At 73.4% G+C, this 21,695-nt stretch carries 18 protein-coding genes and 1 riboswitch; of the genes, 5 read left to right on the top strand and 13 right to left on the bottom strand.

Going from position 1 to position 21,695, the window contains the following annotated elements; all coding sequences use genetic code 11:
- The first annotated feature begins 55 nt into the window (after positions 1-55).
- A complete protein-coding gene (locus P2424_RS07615) occupies positions 56-2,275 on the top strand; it encodes an NADP-dependent isocitrate dehydrogenase (RefSeq protein ID WP_276475017.1) in 2,220 nt (739 codons plus the stop codon).
- 119 nt (positions 2,276-2,394) lie between these two features.
- On the opposite strand, the gene P2424_RS07610 is transcribed toward P2424_RS07615, so the two are convergent.
- Together P2424_RS07610 and P2424_RS07605 are read right to left on the bottom strand one after the other, a co-directional pair.
- A complete protein-coding gene (locus tag P2424_RS07610; RefSeq protein WP_276475016.1) occupies positions 2,395-3,297 on the bottom strand; it encodes a DUF1206 domain-containing protein in 903 nt (300 codons plus the stop codon).
- A 114-nt stretch (positions 3,298-3,411) separates the two neighbouring features.
- Positions 3,412-4,734, bottom strand: coding sequence for a DUF5685 family protein (locus tag P2424_RS07605; RefSeq protein WP_276475015.1), 1,323 nt, complete (start codon positions 4,732-4,734; stop codon positions 3,412-3,414).
- 319 nt (positions 4,735-5,053) lie between these two features.
- On the opposite strand from P2424_RS07605, the gene thrS reads away from it, so the two are divergent.
- The gene (gene thrS / locus P2424_RS07600; RefSeq protein WP_276475014.1) at positions 5,054-6,304 is read left to right on the top strand and encodes a threonine--tRNA ligase; all 1,251 of its coding nucleotides are present in this window, start codon (positions 5,054-5,056) and stop codon (positions 6,302-6,304) included.
- Positions 6,305-6,369: 65 nt separating this feature from the next.
- On the opposite strand, the gene P2424_RS07595 is transcribed toward thrS, so the two are convergent.
- From P2424_RS07595 to P2424_RS07575, 5 genes are all read right to left on the bottom strand, one after another.
- Entirely contained in the window at positions 6,370-7,173 is an 804-nt protein-coding gene (locus tag P2424_RS07595; RefSeq protein ID WP_276475013.1) for a (2Fe-2S)-binding protein, read from the bottom strand.
- On the bottom strand, positions 7,170-7,985 hold the full coding sequence (locus P2424_RS07590; protein ID WP_276478867.1) for an ABC transporter ATP-binding protein: 816 nt from the start codon (positions 7,983-7,985) through the stop codon (positions 7,170-7,172). The genes P2424_RS07595 and P2424_RS07590 overlap by 4 nt, the downstream gene beginning before the upstream one ends.
- A 14-nt stretch (positions 7,986-7,999) precedes the next feature.
- Positions 8,000-9,043 carry an iron ABC transporter permease gene (locus tag P2424_RS07585; RefSeq protein WP_276475012.1) on the bottom strand — a complete coding sequence of 348 codons (1,044 nt, stop codon included), beginning with the start codon at positions 9,041-9,043 and terminating at the stop codon, positions 8,000-8,002.
- Entirely contained in the window at positions 9,027-10,124 is a 1,098-nt protein-coding gene (locus tag P2424_RS07580) for an ABC transporter substrate-binding protein (RefSeq protein ID WP_276475011.1), read from the bottom strand. The genes P2424_RS07585 and P2424_RS07580 overlap by 17 nt, the downstream gene beginning before the upstream one ends.
- Before the next feature lie 64 nt (positions 10,125-10,188).
- Positions 10,189-10,370: riboswitch (cobalamin riboswitch) on the bottom strand.
- Positions 10,371-10,937: 567 nt separating this feature from the next.
- Positions 10,938-11,669, bottom strand: a complete 732-nt coding sequence (locus tag P2424_RS07575; protein WP_276475010.1) for a hypothetical protein — start codon at positions 11,667-11,669, stop codon at positions 10,938-10,940.
- Between the two features lie 156 nt (positions 11,670-11,825).
- Between P2424_RS07575 and P2424_RS07570 the strand changes: the two genes are divergently transcribed.
- Complete coding sequence (locus P2424_RS07570; protein ID WP_276475009.1) at positions 11,826-14,045, top strand: germacradienol/geosmin synthase; 2,220 nt, start codon at positions 11,826-11,828, stop codon at positions 14,043-14,045.
- Here P2424_RS07570 and P2424_RS07565 read toward each other — a convergent pair.
- The 4 genes from P2424_RS07565 to P2424_RS07550 form a co-directional block, all read right to left on the bottom strand.
- Positions 13,981-14,955 carry a DMT family transporter gene (locus P2424_RS07565; RefSeq protein WP_276475008.1) on the bottom strand — a complete coding sequence of 325 codons (975 nt, stop codon included), beginning with the start codon at positions 14,953-14,955 and terminating at the stop codon, positions 13,981-13,983. The genes P2424_RS07570 and P2424_RS07565 overlap by 65 nt on opposite strands.
- Before the next feature lie 166 nt (positions 14,956-15,121).
- Positions 15,122-15,358, bottom strand: coding sequence for a hypothetical protein (locus P2424_RS07560; RefSeq protein ID WP_276475007.1), 237 nt, complete (start codon positions 15,356-15,358; stop codon positions 15,122-15,124).
- A gap of 205 nt (positions 15,359-15,563) precedes the next feature.
- Positions 15,564-17,048 (bottom strand): FAD-dependent oxidoreductase, encoded by a 1,485-nt coding sequence (locus tag P2424_RS07555; RefSeq protein ID WP_276478866.1) that lies wholly within the window; start codon positions 17,046-17,048, stop codon positions 15,564-15,566.
- Between the two features lie 526 nt (positions 17,049-17,574).
- Positions 17,575-18,462, bottom strand: coding sequence for a TIGR01777 family oxidoreductase (locus tag P2424_RS07550; RefSeq protein ID WP_276475006.1), 888 nt, complete (start codon positions 18,460-18,462; stop codon positions 17,575-17,577).
- 68 nt (positions 18,463-18,530) lie between these two features.
- Between P2424_RS07550 and P2424_RS07545 the strand changes: the two genes are divergently transcribed.
- Positions 18,531-18,707: a hypothetical protein gene (locus P2424_RS07545; protein ID WP_276475005.1), complete on the top strand. Its 177-nt coding sequence runs from the start codon at positions 18,531-18,533 to the stop codon at positions 18,705-18,707.
- Positions 18,708-18,717: 10 nt separating this feature from the next.
- On the opposite strand, the gene P2424_RS07540 is transcribed toward P2424_RS07545, so the two are convergent.
- Positions 18,718-19,239, bottom strand: a complete 522-nt coding sequence (locus P2424_RS07540) for a DUF4240 domain-containing protein (RefSeq protein WP_276478865.1) — start codon at positions 19,237-19,239, stop codon at positions 18,718-18,720.
- Between the two features lie 294 nt (positions 19,240-19,533).
- Between P2424_RS07540 and P2424_RS07535 the strand changes: the two genes are divergently transcribed.
- Positions 19,534-20,487 carry an SDR family oxidoreductase gene (locus tag P2424_RS07535; protein WP_276475004.1) on the top strand — a complete coding sequence of 318 codons (954 nt, stop codon included), beginning with the start codon at positions 19,534-19,536 and terminating at the stop codon, positions 20,485-20,487.
- Here the strand turns inward: P2424_RS07535 and P2424_RS07530 are convergent.
- On the bottom strand, positions 20,478-21,629 hold the full coding sequence (locus P2424_RS07530; RefSeq protein WP_276475003.1) for a WYL domain-containing protein: 1,152 nt from the start codon (positions 21,627-21,629) through the stop codon (positions 20,478-20,480). The genes P2424_RS07535 and P2424_RS07530 overlap by 10 nt on opposite strands.
- Positions 21,630-21,695: the final 66 nt, after the last annotated feature.

Here is a 21,695-nt window from a genome sequence, read left to right as displayed (position 1 = left end):
CCCGGTCACGGGATATCTTGATATCGAGACGATGTAGACGCGAAGCGGAGTAGCGGTGACTGACTCGACCATCATCTATACGCACACTGACGAGGCCCCGGCCCTGGCGACGTACTCGTTCCTGCCCGTGGTCGAGGCGTACGCCTCGACGGCCGGCGTCGCCGTCGAGAGCCGCGACATCTCCCTGGCCGGCCGGATCATCGCCGGCTTCCCCGAGCGGCTGGAGGAGCACCAGCGCATCGAGGACGCGCTGGCGCAGCTCGGTGAGCTGGCCAAGACCTCGCAGGCCAACATCATCAAGCTGCCGAACATCTCGGCGTCCATCCCGCAGCTCAAGGCCGCCATCGCGGAGCTGCAGGAGCAGGGCTACGCGCTGCCGGACTACCCGGACGACCCGCGGACCGACGAGGAGCGGGAGGTGCGCGCCCGCTACGACAAGGTCAAGGGCAGCGCCGTCAACCCGGTCCTGCGCGAGGGCAACTCCGACCGCCGCGCGCCGGCCTCCGTCAAGAACTACGCCAAGGCCAACCCGCACCGCATGGGCGCCTGGCGCGCCGACTCGAAGACGAACGTCGCGCACATGGACGGTGACGACTTCCGCTCCACCGAGAAGTCCACCGTGCTGGCCCAGGACGGTTCGCTGCGGATCGAACTGCACGGCGACGACGGCTCCACCACGGTGCTGCGCGAGTCGGTGCCGGTGCAGGCCGGCGAGGTCGTCGACGCCGCGGTGATGCGGGTCGCGGCGCTGCGCGAGTTCCTCTCCGCGCAGGTCGAGCGGGCCCAGGCGGAGGGTGTGCTGTTCTCGGTGCACCTGAAGGCCACGATGATGAAGGTGTCCGACCCGATCATCTTCGGTCACACCGTGCGCGCCTTCTTCCCGAGGACGTTCGCCACCTACGGTGACCAGCTCGCCGCGGCCGGGCTGACCCCCAACGACGGTCTGGGCGGCATCTACAGGGGTCTGGAGTCGCTCCCGGAGGGCGACAAGATCAAGGCGTCCTTCGACGCCGAGCTGGCCCAGGGCCCCGACCTGGCGATGGTCGACTCGCACCGCGGCATCAGCAACCTGCACGTACCCAGCGACGTCATCGTGGACGCCTCCATGCCCGCGATGATCCGCACCTCGGGGCACATGTGGAACAAGGACGACCAGGAGCAGGACGCGCTCGCGGTCATCCCCGACAGCAGCTACGCGGGCATCTACCAGGCCGTCATCGAGGACTGCCGGGCCAACGGCGCCTTCGACCCGGCCACCATGGGCTCCGTGCCCAACGTCGGTCTGATGGCGCAGAAGGCCGAGGAGTACGGCAGCCACGACAAGACGTTCGAGATCCCGGCGACCGGCACGGTGCGGGTCCTCGACGACGCGGGCGAACTGGTGCTGGAGCAGGCCGTCGGTGAGGGCGACATCTTCCGGATGTGCCAGACCAAGGACGTGCCGATCCAGGACTGGGTCAAGCTGGCCGTCACCCGCGCCCGCGCCACCGGCGACCCGGCCGTCTTCTGGCTGGACGAGACCCGTGCCCACGACCGGAACCTGATCGGGAAGGTCCGCGAGTACCTGCCGCTGCACGACACCGAGGGCCTGCGGATCGAGATCATGTCCCCGGCCGACGCGATGACCTTCTCCCTGGAGCGGATCCGCCGCGGCGAGAACACCATCTCGGTCACCGGCAATGTGCTGCGCGACTACCTGACCGACCTGTTCCCGATCATGGAGCTGGGCACCAGCGCCAAGATGCTGTCCATCGTTCCGCTGATCAACGGCGGCGGGCTCTTCGAGACGGGTGCGGGCGGCTCGGCGCCCAAGCATGTGCAGCAGCTCGTCAAGGAGAACTACCTGCGCTGGGACAGCCTGGGCGAGTTCCTCGCGCTGGCCGTCAGCTTCGAGCACCTCGCGCACAAGACGGGGAACGCGCGCGCCCAGATCCTCGCGGACACCCTGGACCGCGCCACCGGCACGCTGCTGAACGAGAACAAGTCGCCTAGCCGCAAGCTCGGCAGCATCGACAACCGCGGCAGCCACTTCTACCTCGCCCTGTACTGGGCGCAGGAGCTGGCGGCGCAGACCGAGGACGCGGAGCTCGCGCAGGCGTTCGCGGAGCTGGCCGGGACGCTGGCCGGGCAGGAGCAGAAGATCGTCGACGAGCTGCTGGCCGTCCAGGGCGAGCCCGCCGACATCGGCGGCTACTACCAGCCCTCGACGGAGAAGGCGGCGGCCGTGATGCGGCCGTCGAAGACCTTCAACGAGGCGCTGGCCGCGCTGCGCTGACCTCGCACTCGCCCACCGGGCCCGGGACCGGCCGACGCCGGTCCCGGGCCCCGCGGTTTCTCCGGGCGGACGCCGGGTCCGCGGACCCGGCGGGTGCCCGGCCCCGGCCCGCCTCGGGGTCAGGTGCTGCGCCAGCGTGCCACCGCGAACGAGAAGAGCCCGAAGAGGACGAGCCCCACCGCCACGGCGACCAGCAGCCACGGCCCCGCCGCGGTCCCGGCGAAGGCCCGCAGTGTGTCGTCCATGCCCTTGGCCCGCTCGGGGTCGTAGGTGAGCGCGGCGCGGAGCACGAAGCCGCCGGCCGCGGCGAACACCAGACCGCGGGCGAGCCCGCCCGCCACCCCGGTGAAGTCCACGAACTTCCGCTGCCGCGCGGACATCCGGTGGGTGCGCAGATGCTTGTGGAACTTCCGCAGCGCCGCGCGCCCGCCGAGCACCACGCCGCCGATCAGCACGCCCGCGCCCACTGCGCCCACCAGCCACTGTCCGCCGGGCAGCCCCAGCGCGTCGGCCGTCACATCGCGCGACTGCTCGTCGGAGGCGCCACTGCCGCTGCCCTTGTCACCGGCGGCGAAGGCCAGCACGGAGTACGCGACGAACGTGTAGAAGACGGCCCGCGCCGCGGAGGCGAGGCGTTTGGTCGCCTTGTCGCCGTCCGGCCCCGCGGCGCCCCAGACCGCTTCGGACAGCCGCCACAGCGCCATGCCGGCCAGTGCGAGGCCCAGCGCCCACAGCAGCAGACCGCCGAAGGACTGCTCCGCCACCTGCTGGAGCGCCCCGCCCCGGTCGGCCTGTTCGCCGCCCTTGCCGCCGCTGAACCCCACCTGCACCGCCAGTGCGCCGACCAGCAGATACGTCACGCCGCGCCCGGTGAACCCGGCCCGCGCCGCACCGCTCAGCACCGGCCGGGCCGTGGACCTGGCCTGCCGTGTCGCCTTCCCGGCGCCTGGCTTCCCTGCCCTGCCGCGGAATCCGCGCAGCCGGCCGCCCTGCTTGCGGCGTCTCGGAACGGTGATGTCCATGGATCCTCCCCATCGTCCGGGGACGAGTGCCCGCGGACGGCTGGGGGAACCGCGTCAGTTCCTCTCCGGGCCCGCGGGGCGGGACGGGGGGTGTGAGGGGGCGGGGCAGTGCCCTCAGCAGTCGCAGCCGCAGCAGTCGCAGCCGTCACAACTGCAGTTGCTGCAGCAGTCGCAGCCGCAGTTGCTGCAGCAGTCACACCAATCCAGGCACCCGTCCCGCTTCTTGCGGGACCAGGGGCCCTCGTACTCGGAGGCACAGCACATGCGGCAGGTGCAGCAGAGGCCGACGAACGCCGCGCAGCCGGCCCAGAAGCCGCGCGGCGGCAGCTGCCGGCCCGGATCGCGGCCCCCGGAGCCCCCCGGACCGCCGGTGCCGTCACCGCCCTGGCCGCCCGCTCCCGCACCCGCGAACGGATTCCCGGGGCCGTTGAGATTGTTCGGCGCCTGACCGTAGGGCGGCCGCCCCGGCTGTTGTCCGTACGCCTGCTGCCCGTACGGAGGCTGTCCGTACGGCTGCGGGGGCGGGTCGGCGTCCCCGTGCGGGCCCGCGACCGCAGCCCGTCCACCGGAGTGCGCGCACGCCGCCGTGCCGAACGCGCGGTCCACGGCGCGCGGCACCTCGTGCGCCAGCAGGGCGTGCGCCAGCCGCCGGTCCGCGAAGTCCACCGCGCGCAGCGCCCGCCGGATGCCGCGCACCGCCTCGTCGCACACCTTCCGGACCTCGGCCGGGGTGGTGCCGGTGGCGGTGAGCGGATTCCAGGCCCCCTCGGCGGCGTCCGCCGCGCGGTCCTCGACCGCGTCCAGCAGGTGCGCGAGCTGTCCGAAGAGGCGGCCCGCCTCGGCGAGCGGGCCCGCGTTGCCGGGGCGGCCCGCGAGGGTCGCCGTGTGCGCGAACGCCGCCGAGGTGGCTGTCGCGGTCGGCTCGGTGACGGTCGCCAGCGGAGTGCCCGGGCCCGCCGCGCGCTCCACGTCGGTCTGCCGCTCCACTGCGTCGACCAGCAGCGCCGTGTCGAAGCCCAGCGCGCCGCCGGCACGGGCGCCGGCCCGGTCCCAGCCCGCGGCCGTCCGGCGGGCGGCCGCGGCCAGCGGGCGGCGGCGCAGCACCCCGTCACCGTCGGCTATGTGGTCCCGTATCTTCGCCGAGGCGAGCACCAGGGACACCGAGGCCGCCAGCCGCGCACCCTCACCCCGGGCGACCGAGGCGGTCCGCATGCCCCGCAGCGGGCACGGTCCCGCGGTGCGGCGCCGGGAGGCGGCGGTTCCGGCCTGCGCGTCGGTCAGCACGGAGACCAGCAGCCCGTCATAGTTCGTCACGATCCGCGCCAACTGCCCGTGGCCGTCGCGCAGTGCGAGGCAGAGCCCGCACAGATGCGCCGTCCACTCGGCCCTGAGCCCCTCCGGCAACCGGTGCCTGCAGGGCCTGACGATCCCGAACACGTGCTCCCCCGAATGTCGACCGACTGGCGCGGTGCCGCGCGCAGTGCCGCGATGCTACCCACAGCGTGGACCGGCGCCCTCGGTACCCCGGGCGGTGACCGGGCCGGAGGCAGCCGGGGCACCCGGAAATCCGGGAGACGGACGCGGCCCACGTTGCTACGTTGTCTCCATGCAGCAGCGCGCCGTACAGATCGTCAGGACGACGACGCCGGACGAAGTCCCGGCGCGCTGACCGACGTACCCGTCAAGCCCCGGGCCGAGCGCCCGGGGCTTCGTCGTCCCCCCTCGGGCGCGGCCCGTGTCCACGAGGGAGGACCCCATGACCGCAGCCCGCCACGACCACCGGTCGCTCGGCCGCGAGTTGCAGCTCTTCGGCACCGATCCGCTGATCGGCGCCGGACTGCCCTACTGGCTGCCGGACGGCGCCACCGTCCGGCACGCGCTGGAGGAGTACATCCGGGGTGTCGAGCGCCGCGCCGGGTACCGGCACGTCTGCTCGCCCGTCCTCGGCAAGCGCGAGCTGTACGAACGCTCCGGCCACTGGGACCACTACGCCGACGACATGTTCCCGCCCCTGGAGCGGCGCGCGGAGGACGCCGAGGGGGACAGTGAAGGAGAGGTGCTGGTGCTGCGCCCCAGTCTGTGCCCGCACCACGCGGTGATCTACCGCTCCCGCGCGCACAGCTACCGCGAACTGCCGTTGCGGATGGCCGAACTCGGCACCATGTACCGGGCCGAGCGCTCCGGAGTGCTGGGCGGGCTCACCCGGGTACGCGCCATCCAGCTCAACGACGCGCACATCTTCTGCACCCTCGACCAGGTCGCGGCCGAGGCCCGCGCGGCGCTGGAGCTGGTCCGGGATGCCTACCGCGCGCTCGGCATCGAGGCCGCCCGCTACCGGCTCTCGCTCCCCGCGCCGGGCGGCGATCGACTGCCCGGCCCGGACGCGTGGCAGCGGGCCACCGCGCTGCTGACCGAGGCGCTGGAGGACGCCGAGCTGCCGTACGAGTCGGCGGAGGGCGAGGCCGCCTTCTACGGGCCCAAGATCGATGTACAGATCGCCGACGCGGCGGGCCGGGAGGCCACCCTCTCCACCGTCCAGGTCGACCTGCACCAGCCCGAGCGCTTCGATCTGCGCTACACCGGCGCGGACGGCCGAGCCCACCGGCCGGTCATGGTCCACCGTGCCGTGCTCGGCAGTGTGGAGCGCGCGGTGGCGCAGTTGATCGAGGTGCACGGCGGCGCGTTCCCCGGCTGGCTGGCACCCGTGCAGCTCGCCGTGCTGCCGGTGTCCGAAGCGGAACGGGCCGCGGGCGAGGCGTTCGTGCGGCGCTGCACCGCCGCGGGGTTGCGCGCCGACCTCGCTCCGCCTGAGCGCGGCAGCATGGGCGCCCGGGTGCGGGAGGCCCGCCGGGTCCCCTACCAGGCGGTGCTCGGCCGCCGGGAGGCCGCCGCCGGGCGGATCGCGGTACGGCTGCGCGACGGCCGCCGGCTCGACCCGCTGCCGCAGGACGAGGTCGTCGCGCGGATCGGCACCCTGGTGGAGCGGTACAGCACCGAGCTGTGGTGACCACACGGTCCCACCGGCGGCCCGACCCCGGCAGTCAGGGGTAGGGTCCCGGCCGTCCGGCCGGCTCAGCGCGCCGCGTAGGCGCGCAGCCGGTCGGCGCGCGGGGTCAGGCAGCAGCTCGCGCAGCGGACGGCTTCCGCGCTGGTGTAGTAGAGGCAGCAGGTGTTGCGGAGGTAGCGCAGTCGGCGGCCGCCGTCGGCCCCGGTGACCTCGGCGAGGTCACCGAGCCGCACCAGCTCCGGCCGCGGACCGACGAACTCCGCCCAGCGCCGGGCGAGTTCCTTCGGCGGCCGGGCCGCGGTGGCACTCAGCGCGGTGGCGCAGCCGTGGGCCACCCCGCCGTGCAGTTGCCGCATTCCGGCACGGGTCGCCCCGCGCAGCGCGGCGGCGAGCGGCAGCAGATGGGAGTCCAGCACGGCCTCGTGGAGCGCCGAGAGCGTGCCGGCCGGTTCGGCGGAGGGCGCCGCGAGCAGCCGCGGGGTCCGCAGCCGTACGCCCGCGATCCCGTGGCCGCCGGGCCGCACCAGGACGTTCCACGGCCGCACGTCCCACACACGCCCGTCGAGCGCCCAGTCGAGCATCGCCGCGGCCGTCACCCGCCCCGCGTACACCGCGATCAGTGTGAGCGCGGCCGCGTGGCCGGTACGGTGCCCGCTGCCCTGCCACTCGGCGGACACCAGCCGCTCCAGCTCGGCGCTGTCCGCGCTCAGCAGCCGGTCCGCGGGCAGCCACGCCCCGGCGGCGGCCTCCGCGGGGGGCGGCTCGCCCGGCAGCATGTGGTAGCGGGGGCCGTACGCCGCGGCCAGGTCCGTCAGCGCGCACAGCGCCGTCAGTCCGTCCAGCTCGGCGGGTCCGCCCTCGCCGGTCATCCCCGCGCCCTTTCCCGCTCCTCGCGCGGGTCCGGCGACTCCCGCGACTCCCGCGGCGGCAGGTAGACCACCGTCGGCGCACCCGTCTCGGGGTGCACGTCCACCTCGGCCCGCACCCCGTACACCTCGGCCAGCAGCCCCGGGGTGAGCACCTCCTCGGGTGGGCCGTCCGCCACGACCCGGCCCCCCTCCAGCACGTACAGCCGGTCGCAGAAGTACGCGGCGAGGTTGAGGTCGTGCAGGGCGAGCAGGCCCGTGGCGGGCAGGTCCCGGACGAGCGTCAGCAACTCCCACTGATAGCGCACGTCCAGATGGTTGGTCGGCTCGTCCAGCACCAGCAGTCCGGGGTCCTGCACCAGGGCGCGGGCCACCAGCACCCGCTGCCGCTCGCCGCCGGACAGCTCGTCGAAGGGCCGCCGGGCCAGCGCGGCGGCCCCCGTCCGCTCCAGCGCTTCGGCGACCCGTGCCGCGTCCGCTGCGGTGTCGCCCTCCCAGAACCGCTTGTGCGGGGAGCGGCCCATCGCCACGATCCGGCCTGCCGTCAGCCCGAACCCGCCGCCCGCGTCCTGCGGCACGGCCGCCACTCGCCGCGCCCGGGCCTTGACGCTCAGCCCCGCCGCGTCCTGACCGCCCAGCGTGATCCGGCCACCGGTGGGCCGCAGCGTTCCGTAGACGCACCGCAGCAGCGTGGTCTTGCCGCTGCCGTTCGGCCCGACGACGCCGACGGTCTCGCCCGGCGCCGCCCGCAGGCGCACGCCGTCCAGCAGGAGGGGCCCCCGGTCCGCCCGGTAGGACAACTCCTCGACGTCCAGAGCGTGCGGCGGCGTCACCCCATCACCCCCTCGGCGCGCCGGGTGCGGCGCAGCAGCCACAGGAAGAACGGCCCGCCGGTGAGGGCCGTCAGCACGCCGACCGGGATCTCCTCGGGCGCCGCGACGGTGCGCGCCGCCAGATCGGCCAGCACCAGGAAGGCCGCTCCGCCCAGCGCCGAGACGGGGAGCAGCGCCCGGTGCCCGGCACCGACCGCCATCCGCGCCGCGTGCGGCACCATCAGGCCGACGAAGCCGATCGCGCCGCTCACCGTGACCAGCACCGCCGTCACCAGGGAGGCCAGGACGAACGAGGCCGCCCGGAAGCGTCCGGTGTCCAGCCCCAGCACGGTGGCGCCCTCCTCGCCGACCAGCAGCAGGTCCAGTGGTCTGGCCAGCGCCAGCAGCAGGACGAGCCCGGCGCCCAGCACCAGCGCGGGCAGCAGCAGGGTCTGCCAGCGGGCCTGGCCCAGTCCGCCCAGTGTCCAGAAGAGGATGGCCCGCAGATGCTCGTTCTCCGCGGAGGTCACCAGCACCAGGCTGGTCAGCGCGGAGAGCACGTACTGCACCGCGACTCCGGCCAGCACCAGCCGCCCCGTCGTCATCGCGGTGCCGCTCCGCGCCATCGCGTAGACGGTCACCATCGCCAGCAGCGCCCCGGCGAACGCGCCCGCCTCCATCGAGACGGCCCCGACGCCCAGGACGACGACCAGGACGGCGCCCGTGGAGGCGCCGGAGGAGATGCCCAGCAGATACGGATCGGCCAGCGGGTTGCGCACCAGCGCCTGCAGCACCGCACCCACCAGTGCCAGTCCGGCGCCGACGACGACGGCCAGCAGCACCCTCGGCAGCCGCACATCGAGCACGATGGTGGTGAACGGGCCCGGCCGCGCCCGGCCGGTCAGGGCCGCCAGCACGTCGGGGAGCGGGATCCGTGCCGCGCCGAGCGCCAGCCCGGCCAGCGCCCCGGTGACCAGGACGGCGGCCAGCACCCCGCACACCAGGGCGCACCGCAGCGGGGCGGCGGAGGCGCGCGGCCCGGCGCTACTGCGCACCGGCATCACCGGCGTCCTCCGGGTGCAACTGCCGGGCCAGTTCGTCCACCGCGTCCGGCACCCGCGGGCCCAGCACCGCCGAGGAGAGCGGCAGTACGGCGAACCGCCCGTGCTCGATCGCGGGCACGTCGGCCAGCGCGGGGTCCTCCAGCAGCCGCTTCTTCTTCTGCGCGACGGTCGTTCCGCCGTAGTCGTAGATCACCACGACCTCCGGCTTGCGCTCGACGACCTGCTCCCAGGAGACGTCGGCGAACGTCTTGTCGAGGTCGGCGAAGACGTTGCGGGCGCCGGCCCGGCGCAGGATCTCGTCGCCGATACCCGCGCCGCCTGCCGTGAAGGCGGAGCTCTCCCCGCTGTCGTAGACGAACACCCGGGCGCGGTCCGTCCCCTTCAGCCGCTTCGCGGTGGCCGCCAGTTGCCGGTCCTGCTTCCTGACCAGCGCCGCCGCGCGCTCCGGTACGCCGAAGATCCGGCCGACCTCCCGGAACTCCCGGTGCAGCGTGTCGATGTCCACGTCGTCGGTGCAGGACTCCAGGTTGAGCCGGGTCTTGACGCCGCTCTCCCGCAGTGCCGTGCGCGACCGCCCCTCCGTCCTGTCGAAGGAGCTGGCGTAGCCGCCGTAGACGAAGTCCGGTGCCGCGCCCAGCAGGATCTCCTTGGACGGGTACTTCTTCGCCAGGACGTCGATCCCGCGGTACGCCTTCGCGTAGCGGGGCAGTATCCGGTCGTCCAGATAGGCGGTGCCGGCCATCCGGTCCTGCAGGCCGAGCGCCAGCATGATCTCGGTGACGTGCTGGTTCATGGTCACGGCCCGCCGCGGCGGCTCGGTGAAGACGGTCCGCTCCCCGCAGTTGGTGACGGAGTACGGGAAGCCCTCGGCGGAGGAGCCGCGCGCGTCTCCGCTGCCGTCGCCGGACTCTCCGGCGCAGGCCGTCAGGGATATCAGCAGCAGCGAGGTGAGGAACGCGCGGCCGGTGCGGTGCGGCGGGCGCGGGTGTGCGCGCGCCCGGCCGGCGGCCGAGCGGTGGCGGGCGGCTGCCGGTGGGCGGCCCGGCACGAGGGCGCGGATACGGCGCGGTCGGCGCATGGCCAGCAGATCCTTCTCCGTCAGAGGCCCGTTCGCGGGGCCCGGCGTCGTACCGCGCCGGGGTCCTCCGGACGCGGCCGCCAGCAGGTCTTCGGACTCGGGACTGCGGGGGCGGTGCGCCTTCCCGGGGGCTGCGCCCCAGTGGCCTCGTGCACGCCCCAGTCCCACACCGCTGCGCGTCAGCTCCGGATTCGCACCGGATTCCCTGACCCGATCAAGGGTTTGACTGGCTGTTGCAACGTACCACGCGTGGGGACATCGGGGACGAGCGCGGCAGTGCACCGGAATCCGGCGAAAGGAAGAGAGAGGAGAGGGGGAAGAGAGGGGGAGGAGAAGGAAGGGACCCCGGGGCTTTACCCGGCCCCGGGGTCCTGGGTGCCGCTCGTTCGCACGCCCTGACGGTTCATGGGCGGATCGTTCGGCGATGTCCTCGCGTGGAGCCACTCCACCACGGCGCAGCGTGGATGCGCCGGCTGGGCTCGAACCAGCGTCTCGAGGTCGTCACCGCCCCGGTTGCCGGGCGATGAACGGCGATGCTGAGCGTGGAGCGAGAGGTTGAGACTGACCGGCGCCTGCGGTGAGCAGTGCGGCCGGGGGTTCACACATCAGCTTCAGTTTCAGCTTTGCGCTCCTGGCGCACCCCGGGCCGACGGGGCGTCGGCCCCTGGCCCGGGGAGTCTTGGGTGTCGGTCGTCGGGGGCACTCTCCTGGATCTCGTCGGGCGAACGGTACGCGGGCGGCCGCACGGTCAGGACAGGAAACGTCGGGACGCGGACGCACGCCCCGCGGAGCGGAGGCACCGGACGGGAGCGGTCAGGCGAACAGGTACCCGAAGACGGCCTCGCCGGCCCGCTTGTCGGCGACTTCGGTCCCGTTGGCCTCCTCGCGGGCGAACTTCACCGCGGCCGCCAGCTTGTCCAGCCGTTCCAGCAGTTCGTTGACCCGCCGGGCCGGGAGGGCCCCGGAGTACTTGACCGTGGTCCAGTAGCCGACGGGGATGTCCTCGTAGTAGACCTCGACCTGGGCCGGGTGCTTCTCGGTGGCCTCCGCCTTCACGTGGTTGCGCGGCACCTTCTTGGTGCGCACCGTGCGGACCTGCTCCGTCTTCCACCAGTCGGTGGAGGGGTCGATCTCCCACGCCTCCGCGCCGTCCAGGATCGGCAGCTTCCGCAGGAACGAGCCGAGCTCGCCCAGCTGCTTCTCCAGGAACAGCAGGTAGGAGACCGGCACATCGGAGAGCACCGTGCGGCCGTCGACCGTGACGTCCGCGCGGGCCGAGAGGTTCGACCAGTCCTTCGTGGCCGTCACGTCGAACAGCCGCGTGAGAATCTTCGCCGTTTCCTTCAGTACATCCTCGGCCTTGACCTGGACGCGTGTCGACTCCGGGGGAAGCTGCTCGCCCTCTTCGTCCTTGGGCTGGTACGTACGCGAGATACCCGCGAGCATCTGCGGTTTCGTCAGCCCGTGCTGGGCCTGCGCCAGGTCCTGCACCACCTTGGACTTGACGCCCTTCTCGACTGCGATGATCTGATTCAGCTTCGCCACGAAAGCGAAGCTAGCAGCCCGACAGGGCGCGCAGCCACAGATTTTGTTCGACAGTGATCCGGAGCACCCCTCACACATCCGGGTGAAAAAGGATGTTCGTCATTCCAGGCCGGGTAGGCCGAATCCGCACCGAATCGACGAGCCGAGGGACGAACGTTGTCGCAACCCTTCGAACTGCCCGACTTCTACGTGCCCCACCCCGCCCGTCTCAACCCGCACGTCGACCAGGCGCGCACCCATTCCCGGGAGTGGGCACGGCAGATGGGGATGCTGGAGGGGTCCGGGATCTGGGACACCGCCGACCTGGACGCGCACGACTACGCGCTGTTGTGCGCCTACACCCATCCCGATGCCACCGCCGACGACCTGGCGCTGGTCACCGACTGGTATGTGTGGGTCTTCTTCTTCGACGACCACTTCCTGGAGGAGTTCAAACGCACCCAGGACCGCCCGGGCGGCAAGGCGTACCTGGACCGGCTGCCGCTGTTCATGCCGCTGGAGGACGATCCGGCGGCGCCGCCCCCCGCTCCGGCCAATCCGGTCGAGGCAGGACTGGCCGACCTGTGGGCCAGGACCGTGCCGTCGATGTCGGCGGACTGGCGTGCGCGGTTCGCCGTCAGTACCGAGAATCTGCTCAACGAGTCGCTGTGGGAGCTGTCCAACATCAACATCGGCCGGGTGCCGAACCCGGTCGAGTACATCGAGATGCGCCGCAAGGTCGGCGGCGCCCCGTGGTCGGCCGGGCTGGTGGAGTTCGCCGAGCACGCCGAGGTGCCTGCGGCCGTGGCCGGGTCCCGCCCGCTGTGCGTGCTGCGCGACACGTTCTCCGACGCCGTGCATCTGCGCAACGACCTGTTCTCCTACGAGCGCGAGATCGGCGACGAGGGCGAACTGTCCAACGGCGTCCTGGTGCTGGAGACCTTCCTGGAGTGCACCACCCAGGAGGCCGCCGAGTCGGTGAACGATCTGCTGACCTCCCGGCTCCAGCAGTTCGAGCACACGGCGCTGACCGAACTGCCCGCGCTCTGCGCCGAGGAGGGGCTGGATCCGGCGGCCTGCGCCGACGTCGCCGCCTACGTCAAGGGCCTCCAGGACTGGCAGTCGGGCGGCCATGAGTGGCATATGCGCTCCAGCCGCTACATGAACGGCGGGGGAGCGGTCGCCGGGCACCCGGCGCGGCTGCCGTTCGTCCCCTCGGGGCCGGGTACCTCGGCGCTGGAGACGTTGCGCCCGGCCCCCCGGGCGCAGGCGCGCCGGGCCCGCTCCTTCGCGCACGTACCGCACGAGCGCACCGGTCCCTCGGTGCTGCCGGAGTTCGAGATGCCCTTCGCCGACCGGCTCAGCCCGCATCTGGACGGCGCCCGGGAGCGGGTCGTCGCCTGGGCGCACGGGATGGGACTGCTGGGCCCGCAGCCGGATGTGGCGGGCGGCCGGGTGTGGGACGAGGAACTGATCCGGGACTACGACCTGCCGCTGTGCGCCGCCGGGATCCACCCGGACGCCACGGCCGGGCAACTCGACCTGAGTTCGGCCTGGCTGGCCTGGGGGACCTGGGGGGACGACTACTATCCGGTCCGCTTCGGCCGTACCCGGGATCTGGCCGGTGCCAGGGAGTGCACCCGGCGGCTCTCCCTCTTCATGCCCGTCGACGGGGAACCCGTGCCGCCGCCGGCCGGTCCGCTGGAGTGCTCGCTGGCCGACCTGTGGGCCAGGACGGCCGGCCCGATGACGCCCGCCAAGCGCCGCCGCTTCCGCGCCGCCATCGAGACGATGGCCGAGAGCTGGCTGTGGGAGCTGGACAACCAGGCGCTCAACCGCATCCCCGACCCCGTCGACTACGTCGAGATGCGGCGCAGGACCTTCGGCTCCGATCTGACGATGAGCCTGTGCAGGCTGGCCCAGCCGGACACGATTCCGGAGGCCGTCTACCGCAGCGGGCCCATGAAGTCGCTGGAGAACGCCGCCGCCGACTACGCCTGCCTGCTCAACGACGTCTTCTCGTATCAGAAGGAGATCGAGTTCGAGGGCGAGCTGCACAACGGGGTGCTGGTCGTGCGCGACTTCTTCGACTGCGACTACCCCACCGCGCTGCGCATCGTCGACGACCTGATGAAGTCCCGGATGCGGCAGTTCCAGCACGTGGCCGCGCACGAGTTCCCCGTGCTCTACGACGACTTCGCGCTCGACGAGGCGAGCCGGGCCGCGCTGGACGGCTATGTGCGGGAACTGGAGAACTGGATGTCCGGCATCCTGGTGTGGCACCGCGACTGCCGCCGCTACGGGGAGGCCGATCTGCGCCGCCACTTCCTTCCTAGCCGGCCGTTCGACGGCCCGACGGGGCTGGGGACGTCGGCTGCCCGGCTGGCGTCGCGGTAGCCGCGGCGACCGGCTGCGGGGGTTGCGGGCTCCGGCTCCGGGAGCGGGAGACCGCGACCCCCGCCAGGCACAGCAGGCCGCCCCCGAGGGCCGGCACGCCGGGCACCTCGTCCAGGACGAGCCAGGACATCAGGACGACGAGGAAGGGCACGACGTAGGTGGTGGACCCCATGCGGCCCGCGGTGCTGCGGGAGAGCGCGTAGGCCCAGGTGGAGAAGGCCAGCGCGGTCGGGAACACGCCCAGGTAGACGGTGTTGAGGGTGGCCGACAGTGGCGCGTCCGCCATGTCGGAGGCGAGGTGCCCGCTGAAGGGCAGGCAGGCGATGAATCCGATCAGGCAGCTGAACGCGGTGACCTGGAGCGGCGAGGCGTGCCGCAGCGCGGGCTTCTGGCTGACGACCCCGATCGCGTAGGCGACCGCCGCCAGGACGCACAGCACCACCCCCAGCGGTGAGGAGCCTCCGCCGTCGGACACGGACAGGCCGACCACGACGGCGCCCGCGAACGAGACCGCCATCCCGGCCAGCAGCCGGGCGGGGAAGCCTTCCTTGAGCAGCCAGCCGCCCAGCAGTGCCATCAGGATGGGGCCGATGTTGACGAGCATCGCGGCCGTTCCGGCGTCCACGAGGCGCTCGCCCCAGTTGAGGACGACCATGTAGCCGCCGAACCACAGCAGTCCGGAGATGAGGATGCCGGGCCAGGCGGCGCGCGGTGGGATGCCCTCCCGGCGCACGAGGAGCACGGCGCACAGCACGAGGGAAGCGGCTCCCAGCCGCCCCAGAGCCAGTGCCCCGGGGGTGAAGTGCTCGCCGGTGCTGCGTATGGAGACGAACGACGAGGCCCACAGCACCACCGTGACGGCGGCCGCCACCAGCGCTCTTACGTCGGTGCGTCGCTCGTCTGCCGCCATGGGGGCTCCTTCATGGGTCCGCCTGACCGTCCGCTATGACAGGACCGTAAGACACCCGTGCTCATGACGCCACCGGTTTTCCGGCGCCCCGCTGGTGCCGGCACGGCGGAGCGCGCCCCGCGGCGCCCGGCCGATGGTGCCGGCCGGGCGCCGCGAGAGGGCGGGATCAGGGCAGCAGTGAGCGCACCAGGCGGCAGGTGGTGAGGGACGGCGGGTGCACCCCGATGCGGTGCGCCGTCGTGCGGATGGTGCGGTTCCGGGCCTGCGCGGCGGTGTGGATGCCGGTGTCGAGCAGGGCTATCGCGATTCGCATGGCCTTGAGTCGCCGGTTGTGCGCCTCGTACCACTCGCGCGGCCGGCCGGGCGGAAGCGGTTTCTTGGGCAGCACGGGAAGGGTGGACATCTTCGGCAGAGGCTGCTGTTGCGGGGACGCCGTGCGGGTGGTGCGGGTCGTGGGGCGGGAGTGCGAACGAGGGGTTCGAGAACGGACAGCAGTCATCGACGGCCTCCTCCAGACGTCGGTGCGCTTCCTGATTACTACCCCATATTCTACCCCGCCCCACTGACAAAACCCGCTGGTCATCCGGGAGTTCGGGACTCGTGTTCGATTATGCGGCGGTCTCCTGCGCCGCCTCCCGCACGGATTCCCGCGCCGCCTCGCGCGCGCCCGGCGCGGTGGACTCGCTCGCGCCCTGCCCGGGGGCTGCCGGTCGTCCGAAGTCGCGCAGGATCTGCTCCGTCGCGCGCTCGGCCGAACGCAGCGCCCCGCGCGGGGTGCTGGTGTCCCGGTGCTCCCCGCACACATACAGGCCGGACAGCACCCGGACCGGCCGCCGCGGGTCGTGCGGCGCGGGCATCGCCGGTACCGCGTCCGGGTCGTGGTACGCGGCCAGCAGCTCCCAGCGGTCCGTCGGCACCCCGTAGACACGGGCCAGTTGGCAGCGGGCGGCCGCGTCCAGCGCAGCTGCGGGCTCACTCGCCCGCGCGCCCAGTACGACAGAGGTCAGGAGCGCCCGGCCCGGAGCGGCACGTGTCGGGTCCACGGCCGAGGCCGCCCAGGTGTGGCTGACCGGCCCCGGCTCCGCGCCCTCCCGCTCGGCACACACCGTGAACGACGGTCCGTCCGCACCCGGCGGGAGGGGCTCGGGAGCGGTGTGGTGCAGCACGGTCACCGGGTGGAACTCCGGTACCCGCAGCCCCGGCAGCAGTGCGGCGGCCGAGCGGGCACCGGTCGCCACCAGCGCCGCCTCGCACCCGAACGTGCCGTGCTCGGCGGTGCGCACGGCGTGCGTGCTCACCGAGGTGACCCGCACGCCCGTGCGCACCGAGCCCGGCGGCAGCGCGGCGGCCAGCAACTCCACGGCGGCTTCCTGGCCGCCCGCCGGTACGCCCAGCCCGCCGCGGGCGAAACCGCGCAGGGTCAGGTCGGCGACCCGGCTGGAGGTGGTCAGTGCGGGGTCCGACAGCAGCGCGGTGAGCAGCGGGCGCACCAGCGTCTCCGCGGGCCGGGTGGGCAGTCCGCGTGCGGACAACGCCTGGCCGGCCGGCAGTTCGGGCCGCGACAGCAGGCCTTGGGGCGGGACCGCGGCGAACCGGTCCAGGGAGGCGCGCAGCCGGACGAGTCCCAGCGCGTCGGACATGTCGGCCCGGCTCCGCGCGCCGGTGAGCGCGCGAGCCGTGGTGAATGCGCCCCGCGTGCCCCCTGCGCCCCTCGTGCGCCGGTCGAACAGCACCGCACGGCCCGTCCGCGGCGCCGGACAGCGGCGCTCCGCCGACCGGGCCGCCACATGGTGCGTGCGGCCCTCCGAGTGCAACAGCGCCCCCGGCGGGAACGGGCGCAGCGCGAGCCCCTCCAGGGCGGGCAGCCGGGTGAGCGCCTCCGCATCCCGGTCCAGGCTGAGCACACCGGGGCTCCGGTCCAGCCGGAACCCCTGGACACGGTCGGTCCGCGACCGGCCGCCGACCCGCTGAGCCGCCTCCAGAACCAGGACGCGCAACCCCGAGTCCGTCAGCCGGTGCGCCGCGGCCAGTCCGGCCAGGCCCGCTCCGACGATCACCACGTCCGCTGTCCTGGCCCCGCCCCGGCCCTCCACCTCCTCGTCGCCGGTCCCTGCCCGGGTGCCTGCGTATGCGCTGCTGATCAGCACGTTTCCTCCCGACGTCGACGCGCGTACGGGCCGATGGGTCTGCCTTCTCGCTGCTGCCTGATCTCGTGCTGTGCGGCTGTGCGGCTGTGCGGCTGTGCGTTGTGCGTGTGTGCTGCTGTGCGGGTGCGGCGGTGCTGCTGTGCCGGTGTGCGGCTGTGCTTCTCCGCGTCCGTGCGTGTGCGGATCCGTGTGCCGCGAGTGCTGCCTGCGGTTGCTGCGCCTACCGGTGTCCGCGCCTGTGCGAGCGCGTTCCGGGTTGTCCGTGTGCGTGGGTCCCTGTGCTGCGCGGGCGCCGGCTGCCGTCCTGATGCCCCGGCGCGCTCAGCTCATACCCGTGTTCGAGCGTTCGTGTGCGGCCGTCCGCGCGGTACGTCGCGTGGGGGGCGCCCGGATGCATATCCCCGGCGTCCACCGGCCCGAAGCCCCGCTCCCTGCACCCCGCGCCCGTGTCCGCCGCCCGGGCGGAGGCGGCTCACAGGGCGCTGCGGATGGCCTCGGTGACGGTGGGGAAGGCGAACCGGAAGCCCGCGTCCAGCAGTCGGCGGGGCAGGACGCGCTGGCTGCCCAGCACGTCCCCGGCGAACTCGCCCAGGGCGGCCCGCAGGACGGGCGCGGGCACCGGGAACGGGGTGGGTCGGTGCAGCACGCGCCCCATGGCGGCGGTCACCTCGCGGTTGGTGGCCGGCTCCGGCGCGGTGAGGTTCACCGGCCCGGCCGGTGCCTCCTCGCCCAGCAGGAACCGCAGCGCCGCCACGTGGTCGTGCAGCGCGATATGGCTCCAGTACTGCCGACCGTCGCCCAACCGTCCCCCGAGGCCCGCCTTGAACAGCGGGAAGAGCCGCCCCCACGCGCCGCCCCCGCGGGCGACGACCAGGCCGGTGCGGCCCAGGACCGTGCGGATCCCGGCGTCCTGTGCGGCACCGGCCGCCGCTTCCCAGTCCTGGCACAGCTCCGCCAGGAACCCCTCACCGGGCGGGGCGCTCTCGTCGACGGCCCGGTCCCCGGTGTCGCCGTAGAAGCCGATCGCCGAGCCGACGATCAGTGTGCGGGGCGGGGTGTCCAGTCCGGCCAGCGCCTCGGCGATGGTCCGGGTGCCCTGTACCCGGCTGTCGCGCAGCTCGCGCTTGTAGCTGTCCGTCCAGCGGTGATCGCCGATTCCGGCGCCCGCCAGATGGACGACGGCCTCGCACCCGGCCAGCCCCGCGGTGTCCACCCGGCCCGCTCTCGGGTCCCACCGCACCTCGTCGCCCGCGGCGGCCGGGCGCCGCACCAGCCGCAGTACGTCGTGGCCCTCCGCCCGCAGGGAGCGGGTGAGCGCCGAGCCGATGAGTCCGCTGGAGCCGGTGACCGCGATACGCATGCGCCCATCCTGACGTACGCGCCGGGCTGTTGTCGGCCGCGGCTCACAGTCCGCGTACGGCGGCGATCGTGAACGGCGTCCGCGGCGTGCCCGGTCCCATCGGTCCGCCCCGGTCGAACTGCGAGCGGACCACGTACAGCGTGCCGCGCGAGCGGGTCAGCGTGGTCACCGAGGAGGAGCGGGCTCAGCTGATCGCGCTGCTCGGACGGTGTGAGGCGTATCCGGGGGAGGTGCGGCCGGAGTGAGGCGCCGTGGTCACTCGCCCCGGAAGCGGTCCCACAGCCGGGGCAGCCGGTCGGCCAGCGCCCCGGCGTCCTCCATGTCCAGGGCGACGCCCTCCGGGTCGGCCGGAGCCTCCGGCAGCCCCAGGTCGGGCAGGACGGTGCCGGTGAGCTGCTCGTAGGCCTCGTCCGCCGCGAAGCCCAGCTCCTCGCCGTCGCCGTCCAGCTCCTCGTCGAAGTCGTCCAGCAGCTCGGCGAGCGCGTCCGCGTCGTGGGCGGCGCCCTCGAAGACCTCCCGACCCTGGCCGATCAGCCAGCAGCGGAAGGCGTCGAAGACGTCGTCGCTCGCGCCGTCCAGCAGGATCCAGGCGGCCGCCCACAGGTCCCACTGGTAGGCCCGGCTGTAGCGCGACTCGAAGTGGCGGGCGAAATACGTCACGGCGTCGGGATCGAGCTGCGTCAGCCGCTCGACCAGCAGATCCGCCTGTTCCTGGGGGTCGCTGTCGGCCTCCTGCCGGGTGGAGTCGATCAGTTCCCAGAACTCCGTCTCGTCCATCACGCCCTCAGCATCGGGCCTCGAAGCCCGCAATGCACGCGGAGTGCGCCAGATGCGGCCGTGTCGTTACGAGAGGGGCGGCGCACGGCAATTCCGGTTCCGATACCCGACACGGATTGTCCGGTATCGCTGGCAGCGTGTGCCTCCGAACGGACGCGACGGCGCTCAGCCGAACGCCGCGGTACGCCGCAGCATGTCGAAGACCCGGCGAGAGGCCCGTGAGCAGCCGTGAGCAGCCGTGAGACACGTGAGACACGCCGGAAACGCGGGAAGCCGCGAGAAGGAGAGCAGCAGGTGCAGGAGCAGAGCAGTTCCCCGGGGCCGCTGGCCGGCAAGGTCGCCCTGGTCGCCGGAGCCACCAGGGGAGCGGGCCGGGCGATGGCCGTCGAACTGTGCCGGGCCGGGGCCGCCGTCTACGCCACCGGCCGTACCACCCGCGCCACCACCAGCGAGGTCGGCCGGGCGAGCGAGACGATCGAGGAGACGGCCGAACTGGCGAGCGAAGCCGGTCGGGAGAGCGGGGGCAGCGCGACCGCTGTCGCCGTCGACCACCTCGACCCCGACCGGGTGCGTGCGCTGACCGACCGCATCGAGGAGGAGGCGGGCGCGCTCGACATCCTGGTCAACGACCTGTGGGGCGGTGACCATCTGGTCGGCTGGGGCAAGAAGCTGTGGGAGCACGACCTGGCCGACGGGCTGCGGGTGCTGCGGCTGAGCATCGACGCCCACCTGATCACCAGCAGCCATGCGCTGCCGCTGCTGACCCGGCGTCCGGGCGGGCTGCTCGTCGAGGTCACCGACGGCACCGAGGAGTACAACCGGCGCTACCGGGAGCCGGTCTACTACGACCTGGCCAAGTCCGCGCCGCTGCGGGTCGCCAGGGCGCTGGCCCAGGAGACCGAGGAGTACGGCACGACCGTGGTCTGTCTGACCCCGGGCTGGCTGCGCTCGGAGGCCATGCTGGACACCCACTTCCGGGTGACGGAGGAGAACTGGCGGGACGGCTGCGCCGTCGACCCGCACTTCGCCATCTCCGAGAGCCCCGTCTTCGTGGGCCGCGCCGTGGCCGCGCTCGCCACCGACCCGCGGAGAGCGCGCTGGAGCGGGCAGTCCGTCTCCAGCGGCGGGCTGGCCCGGGTCTACGGCTTCACCGACGTGGACGGCTCGGCGCCGGACGCCTGGCGCTACCTCGTCGACATCGAACAGGCCGATGCCGACACGCCGGTGGACGCGGCCGACTACCGCTGAGCGTCCGCCTCCGGTTCCCCGCCCGCAGCCGGGCCCGCGGCGGCGCCCGTCGCCGGGCCCGCCGCGAGATCCGCCTCCGGACCCGCGCCCCTCTCCGGCTCCGGAGGCGGCCCGGCGTCCCCCGGGACGGCTTCGTCCGCGTTCTCCCGGTAGAGGGCCGCCGTCCGCCGCGCCGCGTCCGCGAAGCGCTGCCGCAGCGACGGCGGCTCCAGGACCTCGCACTCCGGACCCAGCATCAGGAGCTGTTCGAAGCCCACCTCTTCGCTCTCCACCCGCAGCACCACCGTCGTGCGGCCCCGCCCGTCCACGGCGCCGCCCGCCAGCGCCTCGTCGGCCGCCACCCGGTCGGTGACGTACCGCAGCCGGCGGGCGCCCGGGCCGGTCAGCCGCAGCGTCACCGCCGACCGCAGCAGCGACTGCGCGAACGCCGCCGCGTGCTCCGTCCAGAAGCCGGCCAGGTCGAATCCGCCGTCCCGGTCGAAGTGCGTGTCGTACACGGCGACCTCGGTGAACCGCCCCACCCGGTAGACCCGCCAGGGGGACCGGTCAGCCCGCCCCGCGTCCGCGGGGACGCGGGCCGCCAGATACCAGCGGCCCGCCTTCAGCACCAGGCCGTGCGGCTCCAGCTCCCGCTCGACCTCCCGGTCGCCGGACGCGTTCCCGCGGCGGTAGCGGACCAGAATCCTCCGGTCGGACCAGACGGCGTCGGCCAGTGCGGGCAGCAGCGCCGGGGTCTCGGGCACCTGCCACCAGCCGGGCGCGTCCAGATGGAAGCGCTGCGCCGCGCTGTCGTGCACATCGCCCAGCGCCGGGTCCAGCGCCGCCGAGACCTTCAGCCGTGCCGCCGAGGCCGCGTCGGCCAGGCCCAGATCCCGCAGCGCCGACGGCACTCCGGACAGGAACAGCGCCTCCGCCTCGCTGCGGCCCATCCCGGTCAGCCGGGTGCGGTAGCCGCCGACCAGCCGGTATCCGCCCGCACGTCCGCGGTCCGCGTATACCGGCACGCCCGCTTCGGAGAGTGCCAGGACATCACGTGAGACAGTACGCTCGGAGACCTCCAGTTCCGCTGCGAGCTCCGTGGCCGTCATCTCCCGCCGGGCCTGGAGCAGCAGCACCATCCTGATCAGCCGGGCTGCCCGCATGCTGAATACTCCTCCCGTGGGCCGTGGCCCGCTGTTAACGTTCCGCCCGTTATACAGCGAACTAGG

This window comes from Streptomyces sp. WMMB303 (assembly GCF_029351045.1).
Taxonomy (GTDB): domain Bacteria; phylum Actinomycetota; class Actinomycetes; order Streptomycetales; family Streptomycetaceae; genus Streptomyces.
The sequence above is the reverse complement of the archived record's forward strand: the minus strand, read 5'-3'. Positions and strand labels throughout refer to the sequence as shown.